General features: G+C 46.7%; 19 protein-coding genes. All 19 read right to left on the minus strand.

Annotated elements, in window-relative coordinates:
- Positions 1 to 747: a sugar phosphate isomerase/epimerase family protein gene (locus tag ESE_RS0102715; protein ID WP_010370859.1), complete on the minus strand. Its 747-nt coding sequence runs from the start codon at positions 745 to 747 to the stop codon at positions 1 to 3.
- 231 nt (positions 748 to 978) lie between these two features.
- The gene (locus ESE_RS0102720) at positions 979 to 1,962 is read right to left on the minus strand and encodes a LacI family DNA-binding transcriptional regulator (RefSeq protein ID WP_010370861.1); all 984 of its coding nucleotides are present in this window, start codon (positions 1,960 to 1,962) and stop codon (positions 979 to 981) included.
- Between the two features lie 105 nt (positions 1,963 to 2,067).
- Positions 2,068 to 2,238, minus strand: coding sequence for a hypothetical protein (locus ESE_RS12240; protein WP_010370863.1), 171 nt, complete (start codon positions 2,236 to 2,238; stop codon positions 2,068 to 2,070).
- 62 nt (positions 2,239 to 2,300) lie between these two features.
- Positions 2,301 to 3,050, minus strand: coding sequence for a hypothetical protein (locus ESE_RS0102730; RefSeq protein ID WP_010370865.1), 750 nt, complete (start codon positions 3,048 to 3,050; stop codon positions 2,301 to 2,303).
- A gap of 201 nt (positions 3,051 to 3,251) precedes the next feature.
- Complete coding sequence (locus ESE_RS0102735; protein ID WP_010370867.1) at positions 3,252 to 4,298, minus strand: DUF4097 family beta strand repeat-containing protein; 1,047 nt, start codon at positions 4,296 to 4,298, stop codon at positions 3,252 to 3,254.
- On the minus strand, positions 4,299 to 4,637 hold the full coding sequence (locus tag ESE_RS0102740; RefSeq protein ID WP_010370870.1) for a PadR family transcriptional regulator: 339 nt from the start codon (positions 4,635 to 4,637) through the stop codon (positions 4,299 to 4,301).
- 172 nt (positions 4,638 to 4,809) lie between these two features.
- Positions 4,810 to 6,063: an OFA family MFS transporter gene (locus ESE_RS0102745; RefSeq protein ID WP_010370871.1), complete on the minus strand. Its 1,254-nt coding sequence runs from the start codon at positions 6,061 to 6,063 to the stop codon at positions 4,810 to 4,812.
- Positions 6,064 to 6,215: 152 nt separating this feature from the next.
- A complete protein-coding gene (locus ESE_RS0102750) occupies positions 6,216 to 7,373 on the minus strand; it encodes an acyltransferase family protein (protein ID WP_010370876.1) in 1,158 nt (385 codons plus the stop codon).
- Positions 7,374 to 7,377: 4 nt separating this feature from the next.
- The gene (locus ESE_RS0102755) at positions 7,378 to 8,886 is read right to left on the minus strand and encodes an AMP-binding protein (protein WP_010370879.1); all 1,509 of its coding nucleotides are present in this window, start codon (positions 8,884 to 8,886) and stop codon (positions 7,378 to 7,380) included.
- 15 nt (positions 8,887 to 8,901) lie between these two features.
- Positions 8,902 to 9,870 carry an aliphatic sulfonate ABC transporter substrate-binding protein gene (locus ESE_RS0102760; protein WP_010370881.1) on the minus strand — a complete coding sequence of 323 codons (969 nt, stop codon included), beginning with the start codon at positions 9,868 to 9,870 and terminating at the stop codon, positions 8,902 to 8,904.
- Between the two features lie 14 nt (positions 9,871 to 9,884).
- On the minus strand, positions 9,885 to 10,598 hold the full coding sequence (locus tag ESE_RS0102765) for an ABC transporter ATP-binding protein (protein ID WP_010370883.1): 714 nt from the start codon (positions 10,596 to 10,598) through the stop codon (positions 9,885 to 9,887).
- Positions 10,598 to 11,386 carry an ABC transporter permease subunit gene (locus ESE_RS0102770; RefSeq protein WP_010370886.1) on the minus strand — a complete coding sequence of 263 codons (789 nt, stop codon included), beginning with the start codon at positions 11,384 to 11,386 and terminating at the stop codon, positions 10,598 to 10,600. The genes ESE_RS0102765 and ESE_RS0102770 overlap by 1 nt, the downstream gene beginning before the upstream one ends.
- A 293-nt stretch (positions 11,387 to 11,679) precedes the next feature.
- A complete protein-coding gene (folP, locus tag ESE_RS0102775) occupies positions 11,680 to 12,513 on the minus strand; it encodes a dihydropteroate synthase (RefSeq protein WP_010370889.1) in 834 nt (277 codons plus the stop codon).
- Complete coding sequence (locus ESE_RS11350) at positions 12,476 to 13,723, minus strand: bifunctional folylpolyglutamate synthase/dihydrofolate synthase (RefSeq protein ID WP_010370893.1); 1,248 nt, start codon at positions 13,721 to 13,723, stop codon at positions 12,476 to 12,478. The genes folP and ESE_RS11350 overlap by 38 nt, the downstream gene beginning before the upstream one ends.
- Positions 13,724 to 14,269, minus strand: coding sequence for a GTP cyclohydrolase I FolE (folE, locus tag ESE_RS0102785; RefSeq protein ID WP_010370896.1), 546 nt, complete (start codon positions 14,267 to 14,269; stop codon positions 13,724 to 13,726). It lies immediately after the preceding gene.
- Positions 14,256 to 14,753, minus strand: a complete 498-nt coding sequence (folK, locus tag ESE_RS0102790) for a 2-amino-4-hydroxy-6-hydroxymethyldihydropteridine diphosphokinase (RefSeq protein WP_010370898.1) — start codon at positions 14,751 to 14,753, stop codon at positions 14,256 to 14,258. Before folK ends, folE begins: the two co-directional genes overlap by 14 nt.
- Before the next feature lie 3 nt (positions 14,754 to 14,756).
- Positions 14,757 to 15,119 carry a dihydroneopterin aldolase gene (gene folB, locus ESE_RS0102795; protein WP_010370902.1) on the minus strand — a complete coding sequence of 121 codons (363 nt, stop codon included), beginning with the start codon at positions 15,117 to 15,119 and terminating at the stop codon, positions 14,757 to 14,759.
- 157 nt (positions 15,120 to 15,276) lie between these two features.
- The gene (locus ESE_RS0102800; protein ID WP_010370905.1) at positions 15,277 to 15,525 is read right to left on the minus strand and encodes a hypothetical protein; all 249 of its coding nucleotides are present in this window, start codon (positions 15,523 to 15,525) and stop codon (positions 15,277 to 15,279) included.
- Between the two features lie 320 nt (positions 15,526 to 15,845).
- A complete protein-coding gene (locus ESE_RS12245; protein ID WP_010370908.1) occupies positions 15,846 to 16,022 on the minus strand; it encodes a hypothetical protein in 177 nt (58 codons plus the stop codon).
- Positions 16,023 to 16,134: the final 112 nt, after the last annotated feature.

Consider the following 16,134-nt stretch of genomic DNA (forward strand, 5'->3'; position numbering starts at 1 on the left):
TTAACGGGCCTCCATCGCGTGACGTAACATCGTCACTTGTGCGGCAATTTGTTCGTTAGTTGCCATTGGGAATTCCAAGGCAACATCAACAGTATTGTCGAATAACTTGTAAATGGCTTCCCAATCGAACAAGCCTTCAGCCAAATCAGTCGTTACAATCAAACCATTGTCCGTGTCAGCTGCATTCTTAAAGTGCACGTAATCAGTGTAAGGTGCCAATAGCTCAGCACTCTTTACGGCATCCCCCTTCGTAAACGCCCAGTTGCCCAAGTCATAAACGTACCCAATTTCGACACCTGCTGACTTTGCGTCTTGCAAGAAGGCGTGGATTGGTTCCAGATGACCACTTAATGCCGTTTGATCATTCTCAATGTTGATGGTGATATCAGCTGGCCAGTCCTTAAAGGCCATTGCCAGGTCGCCAGTAAAGTTGGCGTAATCACCCAAATTGAACTTCGCTTTAACCGCGCCTAGTGTTTGTAGCTCCGCAATGTACTGCGGTAACTTTTCATTAACTACCCCGTTGACGAACAATTCATCAGGGATGCTTAATGCGACTGCCAAATTCGCTGCCGTGGCTGCTTCGCGCACCGCGGCCAGTTCCGTTGTTAAGTCGTGGAAATATTCGCGTCGAACTTCAATCCCATCAGCACCTAAATCCTTAACTTGGGCAACTAATTCGGCTTGCGTACGTCCCTGCTTCACCGCATCCTCAAAAATCCATGTATTCAAAAATAGCTTTGCCATGTCATTCCCCTAAGAACAGTGGCACCATTTCGTCAAACCGCACCATTGCTCACCTAATCTCTAAAATATCCGTTGTCATTTTAGGTTAAGCGCTTAACCAATATCCAAAAATATATGGGCACAATGGCCCGTTAAAATTAAGTCGCTAACTAATCTTGCTTACTCACAAGTTAGGTAAGCGCTTAACCTTACGTGAAAAGAATAACACCCAAGTTGGGTGTTGTAAACAGTCTATTCATAAGTCGCCGCAATGACGATTTTTTCAGTTTGTGTTTTGGCCGCCTTTTTATCCAACCGACGTAAGAGCAACTCAGCCGCCGAAGCCCCCATCAGAAAAGGGTTTTGCTGGATCAACTTCACGTTTGGATTAAGGTCACGTGCGAGCTTCGTGTCTGAAAAACCAGTCACTTGTAATTGCGCTGTCAATACATTTTCACGAATCATGTGCGGTAAGATTTCCAACATCAACCGTTCCTTAAAGAAGAACACGACGGTTGGGGCATCCGTTGGCAATTGACTAATAATCGCTTGCACCTGTTCCGCACCAATGATCCCTGCATGCGCAATTTCAATCATTTGGGCATCTGGATAAACTGCCTGCACCCCACGCCAACGCGCCGTACGCGTTGACACATTGGCAATTGGTTCAGAAATCACAACAACGTTCGCAAAGCCTTGGTCACGATAGTGTTGCGCCGCCCGTTTTGCAGCTTGCTCATTATCCGTCACGACCATGTCATAGTCGCCACCCGTTGTCTCACGGTCAACCAAAACGACCGGTAAATTCTTTTTAATGTGCTTTTGTAGCACTTCATTATCAGCCGAGATTGGTTGCATAATCACACCATCAAAATTTTGTTGGCTGATGCGATCAAGCAATGATGCTTCCCGCTTAACTGATGAATTTGTGTCAAAGAGCACCCCGGTATACGATTCCGCTTCAAGAATCGATGAGGCCCCTTTGAAGAATTCCGTTGAAAAATAATCATCCACATCCGCAGCCACGATGGCAATCAGACCACTGCGTTGCGTCATCAATTGGACCGCTGAGGCGTTAGGCACGTAGCCGGTTTCTTCGATGATTTGCTTAATGCGATTCGCCGTTTTATCCGACATTTTCTCAAGCCGGCCATGGAGATATCGTGACACTGTGGCAATACTGACCCCTGCCCGTTCTGCAATGTCATTGATATTCAATTTCTCTTCATTTGCCATTGAAGAACATCCCCTTTTCAGATTGTGATAATTCAAAGTATAGCATTTAATCCAAATGAGACAAATAATGCGCCGACGGTTTCGCGTCGACGCATTAACTAATCACTACAGTTTTACAATCTTACCAACTTCGGCTAACTCGTACTTTGCTAAAAAGGCTTCAGCATCTGACTTTGCTTCAAATCGCTTTGCCAAATCAGCACTGGTGGCCGTTTGCCATGTATGGTTAACAGCTGCGCCCATTAAGTAACTATCTGAACATTTAATCACGTACATCTTTTCTACCCACTCTCTGTATGCTTACCTCCGATTTTATCCTAAAACAATAATTTTTACCGTTAAAACGTTTTCATATCACGTTGAGAAATATTTAGACGCGCCCGTCGTTGTAGGTCCGCTAAAGTGGTCTCTTCATCGACAGGTAATTTTAGGCGTTCGCCAAGGGTAGTTAGACACGTTAAATCACGTGAGGCCTGTAAAGCAGCCTGGTCCACATTAATCGGGACATTATCTGGCCAACTAATCATTGGCAAAATCGCCCGTTCTAACTGCGACCCGCGACCATACAGATCTTGGCACATCCACAAACTCATGATTTTAATGGCCGTCAGCTGCTTAATAAATTTGTTCCGTCCCTTGCTGGTCACGATATCTGGTGCCCCATCCATGACTAATCGCGTTTGAAACCCCTGCGTTTCGATTGCTGTCAAAAAGGCCGTATTCACCCACGTTGTTGGTCCATCGGTATAACAGGTAATCGGCATAAAAGCATCCTGCCCTTTCACCCACGGTAATGATTTCGCATCAGGATCCAACGTTTTCGGTAACAAACGTTGCATCGTTTGGACTTGGCGTCGGCGAAAATAACATGACTCCGTTTCTAACTGTTGCATCAACGTATTGCTTGATTGTGCAATACCCATGAAGGTACCGTCTGCTTGGTACACCACGGCAGCCGTTGTCATCCCATTGACTTGGCAGGCCACAATCATAACTGTTCGTTCCGGTGAAATCGTCACCGTCTCCCCGAATACATGCAGGTCTTTCACTGCATAACCCTGCTTATTAATGACAATAGTTGTTGTCATCAGTACGCCCCCACATCAAAAAATTAGTCTCACCCGTTTTGTGAGACTGAACTATCATGCACGAAAGCGCCTAGCATCACCACCATTTGCGAATTATTTAAGCATCTTGCAATTAATCACTGTTTTGTCTGGCAATTATGGGCTTTTGTCTGATGAGCGGTGATAAAAAGCGGCGCAACCATCCTGATTGCACCGTTTTATTTACATCATTTTGACATTACCAGACTTCACTTGGGCCTTTACCAAATACTCAGCCCGGTCATCCGTTTCGCCCTTCACGTAGGACATGGTTTTCACATCGAATTCACCGTCGCGTTTGACCTTTACCACGCCGGATTCACTCTGAGCATCGAACTTAAATGACGCCGTTTGTGGCAAAACATTCTTGATATTGCCGGAACGCAGGCGCAAGTGGACATCCCCCTGCAACTCATCCCAATCAACCGTCAAATTACCGCTTTGACCAGCCAGTTGGCCGAAGCCCTTTGCATCGACTACCTTCGTGTTACCACTCTTCACATCAGTCTCAAACTCAGTCGTCACATTATCCATGTGCAAGTTCCCCGCCTTCATCTTCACCCGGGTTAAGTGCATCTCCGCGTCAGCGATTCGGACATTGCCGGTCTTAGCTTCCAATACCAACGTCAATGCTGGGGTCACTAAGTTTTCAATCCACACATTGCCCGCCTTGGTTTCAACCATCAACTCACCAGCAAATTCTGCTGGGACCCCGAGTTCAATCGTTTGATGTGGGTGAGCAAACGGCACCACAAATGACCACTTCTTTGGTTCCGGCATCGTGATTTTTAGTTGCCCGTCAGTTGTCTTAAACGCCACTTCGCCGTTGAAATAACCACGTTGCATGGTCTTAACCGTAAACTCAGCTGTTTCGCTCATCGTCAATCGCACATCTGTATAATGCCCGTCAATTTTCACTTTGCGAAGGCCGGCTGCTTCAACCGTCAGTTCCACATTGCCCGGCTTACCTGTAATAGGTTCAATCTGTGGCGCCGGCGTTAGCGTTTCATCATCCGCCATCATCTTAACGGCTTCATGTAAATCGCCCATTTCAGTCAACGCCGCTTTCACTGCCGCTTCTTGTGACAACATCGCATTGGTTGCCATTTTATCTTGAGCGGCTTCGGCTAAATCAGCACGCACTTCATCATAAAAATCATTTACTTCATCAGTTCGCTTAACGCCTGCAAATACCGGCGCCAATGCTTGTTCAATAATTTCATTCATCATTTAATTTACCTTTCCGGTCATGAGTTGATCGATGACAACTTTCGCCACGTCCCATGCAGCCTGCGCTTCGGCCAACGCTTGTTTACCAGCCTCGGTAATAGCGTAGTACTTGCGCCGACCGCCTTGCGTTTCATTGCCGTAGTATGGTGTCACGTACTCGGCCTTTTTTAGACGCCGGAACACGGTATACAGTGTGGCTTCGTTAATTTCATACTGGCCACCCGACATCGTCTTGATATCTTGAACGATACGGTAACCGTATGAATCCCCCTGGGCCAAAATGTTAAGCACAATCGTATCTGTGTGCCCGCGAATTAAATCTTTTGATATTTCTGCCATGTTGTTTTCTCCATTACTTTGCGACACACAGTAATTTACACCGGATTACTGTGCGTGTCAAGGTAATTGCTCAGCCAAGGTATTTAGCCCATGATTCATAGACCGGTTGATCAAAAAAAGCGCGAGTTATCCTCGCGCTTCACATGATTTTCAAGTAGCTCTAATCAACTCATTACTTTGATTCCACATATTTAGGTGTTTTGATTGTTAACCAAATGATTAATGACACAATCAATAGCACAATATAGGTGTAAAAGACGACGGCAAGATTGCCACCAGCCAGTGACAAAACAATTGCCCCAGCTAAACTACCAAACCCAAACCCCTGATAAATCATCGCATAATTTTGGCTGTGATTTTGCAGACCAAAGTAGTCACCAACTAACGACGGAAAAACTGTAATCGTCCCACCAAAGAAGAAACCGACCATCATCATCATGGCATAGAACATTGGTACAGCAATATGACTGCTAAAGGTCAACACCAAAACGGCGATTAACGTTGCGCTGTATGTGAGCATCAGCATCGGCTTACGGCCAAAACGATCCGACAATGTCCCGATTACGAAGCGACCCACAGTATTTGAAATCGCAATTAGGGCCACAACCGTCGCTGCTCGTTCAATTGATAGCCCAGCGAGGTTCGTACCAAGATTGGTCGCGATTCCTGTTAGGTAAACACTCAAACAAATGGTAAACAAGGCGATAAATAGCATATACGCTTGCGGTGTACGTAACATTTCCGCCGTCGTATATTGATGTTGCTTGGAAACTTTAGTGACCTGCGCTTCTGGTGCATCTCGAAGGAACAACGACCCCACTAAAATCAAAATGGTAACCAACGCACCCCACCCCATAAGCGCACGTGGCAAATTATGAACGATATCATTGCCTAAGAAGGCGGCATCGATGTATTTAAAGACAAACGACCCCAGCCCATAAAAGGCGATCGAAATTCCTGAGATAAACCCTGTTTTTTCAGGAAACCACTTAATTGCGTTTGACAGCGTTGCCATGTAAGCAATCCCGTCAGCTGCGCCAAGTGTCACACCCGCAAAAATATAATACAGCCACAATTGTGAGGGCGAATGTAGTTGTGCCACAATAAACGCTGATAAACCAAATACCAGCCCAGCAACCACCGTGATTCGTCGAACACCAAAGCGCTTAACTAAACGTCCAACAACAATTGTTGATAATGCAAGTGTTAATGACCCGATTGAAAATATCAATGATACCGATCCCAGATGCGGCTGCACCGCTGCGACATGTCCCTGCTTATCCAGCGCTAGTTCCCCAAACATTTTCAAAATTGGCGTATTGAATATTGACCAAGCATAGAACGTTCCCACACCTAATTGCACTAATGCAGTCCCCAAAATAACTAACCAGCGGTTGTACCCTGCTGATTTTAACTCCCCTGTCATAACGACCTCCTAAATGTAAGCGCTTTCCCTCTGCGGGTACATTGTATCACGCACTTACTTTTGGTGTACACCGAATTCCGTCAGACTTGATCATTCGTGGCAATTATCAAAAAGGCCAGACATCTACATGTCCAGCCTTCTTGTATTGCTATTTATTTTGCTGACCACAAACGTGACACATGCCACTGGGGCCGTCCGACCAAAAAACCAAATGGTGGGATTTTGAAGAAGCATAGTGACATGCCATAATCGACCGCCACCACAATGATAAACACCAGTGGTAACGTTACAAAATTCCAAACCGTTGGCAAACTAAGCGCCGTCACGCCCAAATCGACAATTTCAAGCGCCACTGTTTGCCCCAAGTACATCCCAAAGCCAACTTTAGCCCCGGTTGAGACGAAACTTACAAACCATTGCGGCAAACCATTATCACGATACTTGGCGTATTGCAGTCCGATCCAAATGATAAAGCCAATAATAAACAGGTCATAGATGAAAATATACGGTTGGTGAATTTCCAACGTTTTTTTCAAGCTCAACCCCAGTACATTCAAATTGTAGTAATACTCACCAATCGTTCCCACGGCCAACACCACCGTACTCCACCCAATGAAGCGATGATGGGTCGTAATAAATTGCTTGAAGGCATCGTAATGAATTGACGCAAACGCCCCCAAGACAAAGTAGAACTGGTAGACCAGCAAACTAAAGCCATAGTTTTTAAACAAAAATGGCAACCCCGACGTATCAAGGTGTGGCAACCCATACTTGATAAACACTAACATGATGATTTGGAATAAAAATGACACCAATAAAATTTGACCGTGGCTATGCTTGAAATGCTTAAATAGCCAAACCAAAGCTGGGAAAATCAGGTACAGTTGCATCGTCACGATGATGTAATACATATAGTAATCCGTTCCGTGCGTGACCAGATAGCCAAACTTAGGCCAGAATGCCGCCCATGAAAAATTGCCTGTGCCGATTAAGTCACCGGCTAACAGAATAGCGGTCCAACTCACAAAGGGAATGCCAACGCCTAAATAACGTTTTTTCCAGAATGACCAGACATGTAGTTCCTTATGATAATGCTGTAGGAATAACACTAAGCCAGTAATGAACATAAAGCCCATCCGGGTAAAGTGTAGCGATAAGTGCGTCGCGTCCAGGAAATGATTTTCCCAAGACCCAACTCCCATATGGCCACCCATCATACTAGTAGTGTGATTTAACAACACACCCGTTATAAAAATCAATCGTAAGATATCCACCTCATATAGATAAGGTCGTTTCTTTTTTTCTGCCATGCGCCTACTTTCCTATCGTCGCGGCTAGTTGTGGCCGAACCACCTTGCCAGTTGGGTTACGTGGATAATCCGCGACAAAGAACACCTGCGTTGGTCGCGCCGGTTGTGACAACTGCGTGCTGGCATGTTCCAACAGTTTAGTTGTCATCTCAGCTTCAGTCAGGTCAGTTGCCGTTGGAATCACCACCGCCGTCACCGCTTCACCATACAATGCATCCGGCGTCCCAACTACTACCACGTCAGCCACAAAGTCGAGTTGTCGCAGGACTGCCTCAATCGCAGCTGGCGCAACTTTTTCGCCACCACGACTAATGATATCTTTGATGCGACCAACAATTTTCAAGTACCCATCATCGTCAAAACGACCTAAATCACCCGTCCGTAACCAACCATCATGAAATGCACTTGGCTTTGGATCAACATAATCTGTAATGACATGGTCCCCGCGCAATAGGATTTCACCAGTTTGATTTGGTACATTGGTCACCTGATTCTCCACCAATAAGGCAATCTCAGTTGCCACTGGTAAGCCAACTTTACCAGGCTTCGGGGCGTCAAATGGATTTAACGCAATTAGCGAAGCTGCCTCAGTCATCCCGTAACCCTCAATGACTGGAATACCGTATTGGTCTTGAAACGCAGCCAATTGTTCTGCCGGTAGTGAAAAGGATGCCGAACGAACATATTTTAACTGCACGTCCGCTTGGCGACGCGCGAAGGCCGTCCGAGCGCGTTCATTTTGCTGCAACATCTGCACTATAGTTGGCACAATTGAGACCCACGTGACTTGATGATCCGCCACAGCTTCCCAAAATTTGGAAGCCGAAAATTTTTCAGCAACGACCAGCTTGCCACCCGACAAACGCGTGCTCAGCATCGCAATCACTTGCGCATTGACGTGGAACATCGGCATCACCACCATTGTGGCATCCTGATTTGTTAAACGCTGTGAGGCAGCAATGTGGTGCGCAGAGTTCGCAAGTTGCGCGTGCGTTAACCCAACCCGCTTTGGCTTGCCAGTAGACCCTGAGGTGTTTAGAATAACGGCCGGACTGTCATCACTTAGCGTCATATCATCCTGAAACGATTCACCCTGCTGATAGCGATAAAAATAGACCGGTTGCTCATGAATTGCGAACGTCTGATCCAAAAAGTCCGGTTGCGTGGCAAGGGCTGGTCGAAAACTCTCCGCAAAGATGCCGGCTGTATAGTGATAATCTGCAAACTCATCGAGAATTTCACGCACCCCCGAAGTCGGTGCTACTGGATGCGCAATTGCGCCGATTTCCCATAAGGCTTGTTCCAAAATCGGGTACAGCCAATGATTGGCCAAGGCGATAAGGACGACATCCCCCGCACCGATTGCTTGCGCGACCAACGTCTGTTTCATTTGTTCGACCAGCGCAGTCACCTGCTGGCCGGTATATTGGCGTTCATCCGTCAACGAGACTAACATCACATCATCGGCATGCGCCGTCAATTGTGCCTGCAAGTCCCTCGTTAAAACTGTCATCTCATGCTCCCTTCGTTATTCTGACACGTAAATCACATCATCACTGACGTTAATACGTTGCTTGATTAAATCATTTTCATAGAAAACATCGGCAATCGTCTGTTCTTCCTTTGCAATTGCCTTGGTCATCGGCGTTAATGTCCAATCGCGCCGATCAACCATTTTAGCGACAATCGTTTGCTTCATGCCCAATGCCTTCGTGAGCAATTTCGTCAACGCCTTGGGATGCTCATTTGCCCACGTCATATCTTCAGACAAGTATTTCACGAGGTATTCGTTAACCGCTTCGTGCTTTTTTGCATACTGTTGCGTTGATAAGATGAAATCACGATTCTGCGATAAACCATCTCCGTTCGTTAACAATTTGGCTTGTTGCGTCACTTGACCTTGTGCCGTGTACGGATCCCATGTGACCCACGCGTCAACGTCACCCTTAGAGAAGGCAATCGCCGCGTCGGCCTGTTTCATGTTAACCCACTCAATATCTGAAGCTGACATCCCCGCCTTCGACAGGGCTTGCAGCAACAAAAATTGTGAAGATGTACTTTGTGTGTACGCCACCTTTTTACCTTGCAACGCCTTCACTGAATCAATGTCCGAATCCTTTTGTACCAGTATGCCTGACCCAGATGATCGACTCGCACCGGCTGCAATGTAGGCAATATCCGTACCGGATGCCGCGGCTGTCACTGGTGGCGTATCACCCGTCCGCGCGTAGTTAATGCTTCCCGCTGCCAGCGCTTGCATTTCAGATGCGCCATCTGCAAATTCTTTAAAGACCACTCGATAACCAAGTTCCTTCATCTTCTTAACAAGCACGCCCCGCGACCGTGACACGTCAACTGGATCACCTTTTTGGTAACCAATCGTCACCTTTTGCAACTTATCACGTGAACCGGTTGTCTGTTGGTAGCCGTAGTAAGTCCCACCTGCCCAGAAAAACAGGAGCACGACTAAAATTACTTTTTGCCATCGTTTTTTCATGTTCATGCCTCACCTTAATCTGACAGAATAAATTCTTGGACCTCATTTGCCACCGCTATCATGGCCATTTCATCAGTTTGATGACGATGACCAGGGACGGTTAACCCAGTTGTGCCATGTTTAATGGCCACAATCCGATCCGCCATTTTTGCGGCTTCACGAACGTCGTGGGTAATTAAAATCGTGGTGAGATTTTCTTGATCCACAATGTCCGCAATCAGCTCTTGCATGCGTGAACGCGTTAAGGCATCCAGTGCCCCCAACGGCTCATCTAGCAACAGCAATTTAGGCGACGCCATTAAAGCTCGTGCCAATGCAACCCGTTGCTTTTGCCCACCTGATAATTGATTAGGATAATAATTCGCAAAATCGTGGAGTTGGACAAGGTCAAGCAACTCTTGGGCACGCACTTTTTCATTCATATCGCGTGACTTAAAGGACAAGTTTTCAAGGACCGTCATCCAAGGTAAGAGACGATCATCTTGAAACATTACCCGAGCAACTGTATTCAACCCGTTAATTGTTCGGCCATCCATCATTAGCTGACCCGTCGTGGCTGGTTCAAGACCCGCTATTAATCGGAGCAGCGTTGATTTACCACCACCCGATTCACCAACAAATGCCACAAACTCACCCGTTTTAATTGTTAAATTGACGTCATGTAACACCGTGTGTTGCTGATAGCTTTTCGTCACATCCGTGAGTTGTATTAAATCATCCGTTGCCATTAACGGCCTCCTTTACTAGCTTGCCAGTCTAACAAAATTGATTCCAATAATGCCGCGATCCAATCCGATACTTTTCCTAAAATGGCATAGATAATGATGGCTAAAAAGATGGTTGGCATGTCCAAAAATTGTTGGGCATTCGTTTCCATGTAACCAATACCGGAACTGGCCGAGATCGTTTCAGAAACAATCAACGTCGTCCACATCACCCCAAGCGCATACCGTAAGCCCATCAAGATAGTTGGCATTGCGCCAGGGAAAATCACTTTCGTAAACATCTGCCATTTCGTTAATCGATACGATTGCCCCATTTCAATTAACTTCGGGTCGATTGATTGAATACCATGCAAGGTATTGATATAAATCGGGAACATGACGCCGATGGCAACCAGTGTGACTTTGGCTGGTTCGCCAATTCCAAACCAAATGATGATTAACGGAATCAATGCCAAGTGCGGAATGTTACGCACCATTTGGATAGTCGAGTTGAACAATGCGTGGCTGATGCGGGATAGACCATTCGCAACACCCAGCACAAAGCCAACCGCACCGCCGATTAGCAATCCCATCGTGGCCCGGTATAACGAAATCCCCATATTTTGTTGTAGCGTGCCGGCTTGCCATAACGTCACCCCTTGTTCCAAGACCGCTAATGGGCTCGGCACATAGGTTGCGTCAATCCACTTGGCATCGACCGCTACCTGCCAAACAATAATCAATGCAATGGGAATTAACCACGGTAAAAGGTTTTCCGCCTGTCGTTTGTCCTGCTTATTTGATTTTTTCACAACAGTCGCTCCTTTAATTCAGAATTTTCAATTCAACTAATATAGCAATTCTCCCTTAATGAAAACTAAATGACAACAACGTGAATATTTTCATTTTCCTATAACAAAAAGCCCGTTAGCTGTTTAGCTAACGGGTCTTTCGGATCCAGCCTGCTGGGCGACAGGCGATCATTATTTAGAGAGAGTTATGAGTTGTCACTTTTGGTTTGTGTTGATTAGGTGTTCCCCCTGTCAACATGATTAACTATAGTGGTAGTTCCTTAAAGCAAGGCTAATGGTACCTAAAATGGGGCTTAAATGTGATCAATGGCTGCCAGCACCTGTAACATATCACGAGTTTGTTTGACATCATGCACTCGCAAAACGCGGGCACCACGGCCCATCATCGCTTGCGCTGCCACAAGTGATACCGTTGTGCGATGCTGTTTATCTAAACCGAGCAATTGCTTGGCCCATCCTTTATTCGAGACTGCAACCAAGATTGGCCGTCCTAGATCTTTCAGAACGTCGACGTGCTTCATAATCGCCAAATCATGCGCTAGTGCACTATCTTTGGCGTAACCAAGCCCCGGATCAAGTAAAATTCGATCCGCAGCAATACCGGCTGCCATTAATGTGTTCAAATTAGCCATTGCCCAGTCGCGGAGACCGGACCGCACGTCAGGGACATGCGCTTGGCGGGGATTCCACATCGTCAGCAACCCGACCGTCGTTGTCGTCAAGAACGCCAATTTGCGTGGATCATCCGTAAAACCATTCACGTCATTAATCACATCAACACCAGCGTTCACCGCTGCGACCATCACCTCAAACTTATACGTATCAATCGCCACTAATGCCTGCGGTTGCGCCTGCTTAATCGCTGTAATAATGGGTATCGTGCGTTCAATCTCCAGTTCAGGCGTCAATTCAAGTCCCTGCACTTGGAAGCCAGGTCGCGTTGTCTGACCACCCACTTCAACGATGTCGGCCCCATCCGCGTATAATTGCAACGCTCGCGCAACTGAGGCGGTCGCTGTGGCTACCTGGTCACCGTCGTAAAACGATTCCGGGCTGGTATTTAAAATGCCAATAATTAGCCCTGCATCATCAGATAAACGCGTCGTGTTCACTTGCCAAATCGCCATGTGTGATTACCCCTTTAATCGTATAGAACGAACCGGCAACAACAATCCAATCCGTCGCTGTCGCTCGTTGTTTTGCCTGTGTCATTGCCTCACCCAACGTAGCAGTCTGTTGGGCGAAGTCAGCCGCCAACATTGCCCGTTGATTATCCGCCGTCACCCCAATTACTTGGCGCGCTAACGGTGTTAACGCTGCTTGAATTGCCGTGGTATCTTTATCGGCGAGCATCCCCAGAATCAAAATAACGTGTCCCCGTAACCCCCAGCGATCCAATTCATTAGCTAACTGCTGAGCACCCGCTGGGTTATGCGCGCCGTCATAAATCACCTGTCCAGTCACCGTTAACCGACCAAATAACGTCGCTTGTGATAAGCCAAATTGCCGCTTTTCAGGTGTCGTTGGCAAGTCGAGTTGGGCTAAAATTTGCCAAACTAGCCGAACGTTTTCAGCCTGCATTTGTCCGCGTAAACCGAGTTCATAAGGCACCCCCGCAATTTGAAGTCGTAGTTGCGCTGGCGTATCTACTAAGATTTCGACCGGTACATCAATTGCCTGCCAGGTTGCTTGGGCTTGCTGCGTAGCGTGTTGCAAAATAGCCGCAACGCGCGGTTCCTGTTGCGCGCTCACCACACGACTGTCTGGTTGAATAACCGCCGCTTTATTAGTCGCAATCGCTTCAAGCGTGTCGCCTAACCATTGCATGTGGTCCAAACTAATTGGCGTAACCGCAACCACGGCCGGCCGACTAATCACATGGGTGGCATCTTGTTTACCGCCCAAGCCCGCCTCAATAATTGCAACATCAACGTGGGCATCAGCAAAATAAAGCAAGGCCATAAACGTCCAATATTCAAAAGCTGATAATGTGGCTGGTTCCTCACCATGGGCCATTAAGACCGTGCGAATGTGTTCGTACCAATGGACCACTGCTGATTTTGACATGTTGTGATGATTTAGTTGTACCTGTTCACGCGCATCAAACAAGGCGGGTGATGTAAACGTGCCAACTTGATACTCAGCCGCTTCTAGTATGCGAGCTGTCATCTCAACAACCGATCCCTTGCCATTCGTTCCAACCACATGGACAATCCGAAGTTGCCGGTCTGGCTGACCCAACCATTTATTCACCTGGCGCAAAAAATTCAAACGGCCCGCATCATCAACGCGCCAACCGCTGTCCATCAAGTTAAGTACTTCTTCATAGGTCCGCATTTAGTGCACCTGTTGTTGAAATTCTTGGCGCAGCATGGCATCCGTCTTGAAAATTCCGCGCGTGACTTGAGTCGTCGTGGTTGTACCAGGCCGGTTAATGCCACGCATCTCCATGCACATATGCCGGGCCGAAATGTGTACCGCGACGCCTTCAGCTGACACAATGCGCGATAGCTCATCTGCAATCAATGTTGTTAGACCTTCTTGGACGCTTGGTCGACGGGCTGCCCAATCAACGAGGCGCGGAATTTTGCTCAACCCGATTACCTGCTGTTTTGGTTGGTAGGCAACCGTGACCGTCCCAAAGAATGGCAGCAAATGGTGCTCACACATGCTATAAAACGGGATGTCGGCCACCACCACCATATCAGTATCTGTAGCTACCTCAAATAATTTGTAGTCAGTAAACGTGGTTTCACCGGTATGCGCAAAAATTTCAGCGTTGGCTTTCACGACTCGGGCGGGCGTTTCTATCAAACCTGGGCGGGTCGGATCATCTCCAATCGCCGTAAGTAGCCGACGCACATCTTCTTCACTCGTTTGCATGGTCTTCAAACTCCCCTATTCTCATGACTTGTTTCGTATCCGTTGTCGCTGCAATTAAGTCGGTTACGGTCGCTACCCGTTCTGGTGTTGCCACTTCACGCAAGGGGGCCAAGACAAATAACCGATTAGCCATTTCCGGATGTGGCACCTGTAACGTGGTAGTGTTAATTACTGACTCGCCAAACCATAAAATATCTAAATCAATTGTCCGAGGACCCCAATGAATTTGACGTTCCCGATTACCAGCCTGTTCAATTTCATGCAGGAGAGCTAACAACGCCGGCGCAGTCAAAGTCGTCTCCAACCGCACCGCAATATTCAAAAAATCATCCTGTTGTACTGGTCCAACCGGTTCAGTTTGATACAGGCCCGATACCACCACCTGGTTAACCGCGGGATGGGCCTTTAACAGGGTCACTGCAGTTTGTAAGTGCTGCTGGCGGTCGCCAAGATTACTACCGATACTCAGATATGCCGTAGTCATGTGTTATTCCTCCGCCGTCGATACGGAAACGGTAAACGGGTCATAGATACCCGGCACCGGTAAGGCGTGCTTGGTAACCGCAACATCGACCTGCGTGGCTTGCGGAAATTCAGTTTGCAAGGTGCGCATGACTAACAATGCGACGGACTCGATTAAATCAAATTGATTCGTTGTCACAACGCGTTCGACAGTGCGATACACCGCACTATAAGAAATCGTGGTTGCCAAGTCATCCCCGTGTACCAGGCGCTCAATGGGATAATGCACAACCACATCCACGCTCAACTGTTGCCCCAACTGTTTTTCTTCCGCATGCACGCCATTAAAGGTGTAAAACCGCATGTTTGGTAATTTTATCTTCCCCATTATTCTCCCCGTCAAAAACTTTATTGTTATTTTTAGTAATTATTATTAATAATCATACTCGAAAATAGCTAATAAAAAAACCACTGGCATAATAAACATCATCTGTTTACCATGCCAGCGGTTTTATGTCTCTTGCTGACTCTCTTATTCAATTTTGTTAACCCTGCACAACCTTTAAGTTATCTGGGTACACACCACCGTTTTCGTTGCGTTTCATGATCAACGCGGTGATGGCTTGCTTTAGATACTGTTCTGTATCATCGTTTACGGCGCGCCAAGTCGCAGAACCACCCATCGACTCAATGACAATATGGCCGGTATCTTCGTAAACATCTTGTCGCCCTTCGATGTAGTAATCGTAAACAATCACATTTTCATCTTCGTGCTGTTTGATGACTGTTAACATACCACTCTCGTTTCCAACTTCTCAACAGTTACTTATTATCCTTACAATTATAACGCGAGTAGCCTGATTAACACAAACGGCGGGAATTCAGTTCTATGTTGTTTGTCGTGCTACCGCACGAGGCATGGTGGTTGGGGTGTGACTCCGCCAAAGATTTACCTGGGCAAATCGCTCCGTCACACCCCAACCACCATGCCAGCAGCCGAGATCCACTCATGATTTTTTTGATTATCATCCAAGGTAGCTGGTAGACGAAATTCAACATCATGCAGGCAAAATAAAAGAGGACCTAGTTGCCTAAGTCCCCTATCATTCTGATTTTATGCACGCTTACGAGTTGGCTTGTCAAAAGTCAATCGTGCTGGCTTCACAACCGTGTAACCTTGCATGCCGTGAGCATACATATACTTTTTGGCGTCTAGTTCAGTCACGAAGTAGGCCCCTAATTCCGGAGTCCCTGTCGTTTGATTGAACAACATATATAGTGATGATGTCATGACATTCGTTCCTCCAATCTTGTTTCTACTATTATTTTATCAGTGAAAGCTTAAATGGAGAAACGATTAGTTTACTCATTACTGTCTTTAGACAAATTTCCCTCACTTTATT

The organism is Weissella cibaria KACC 11862 (assembly GCF_000193635.1).
In the GTDB taxonomy this organism is placed as follows: domain Bacteria; phylum Bacillota; class Bacilli; order Lactobacillales; family Lactobacillaceae; genus Weissella; species Weissella cibaria.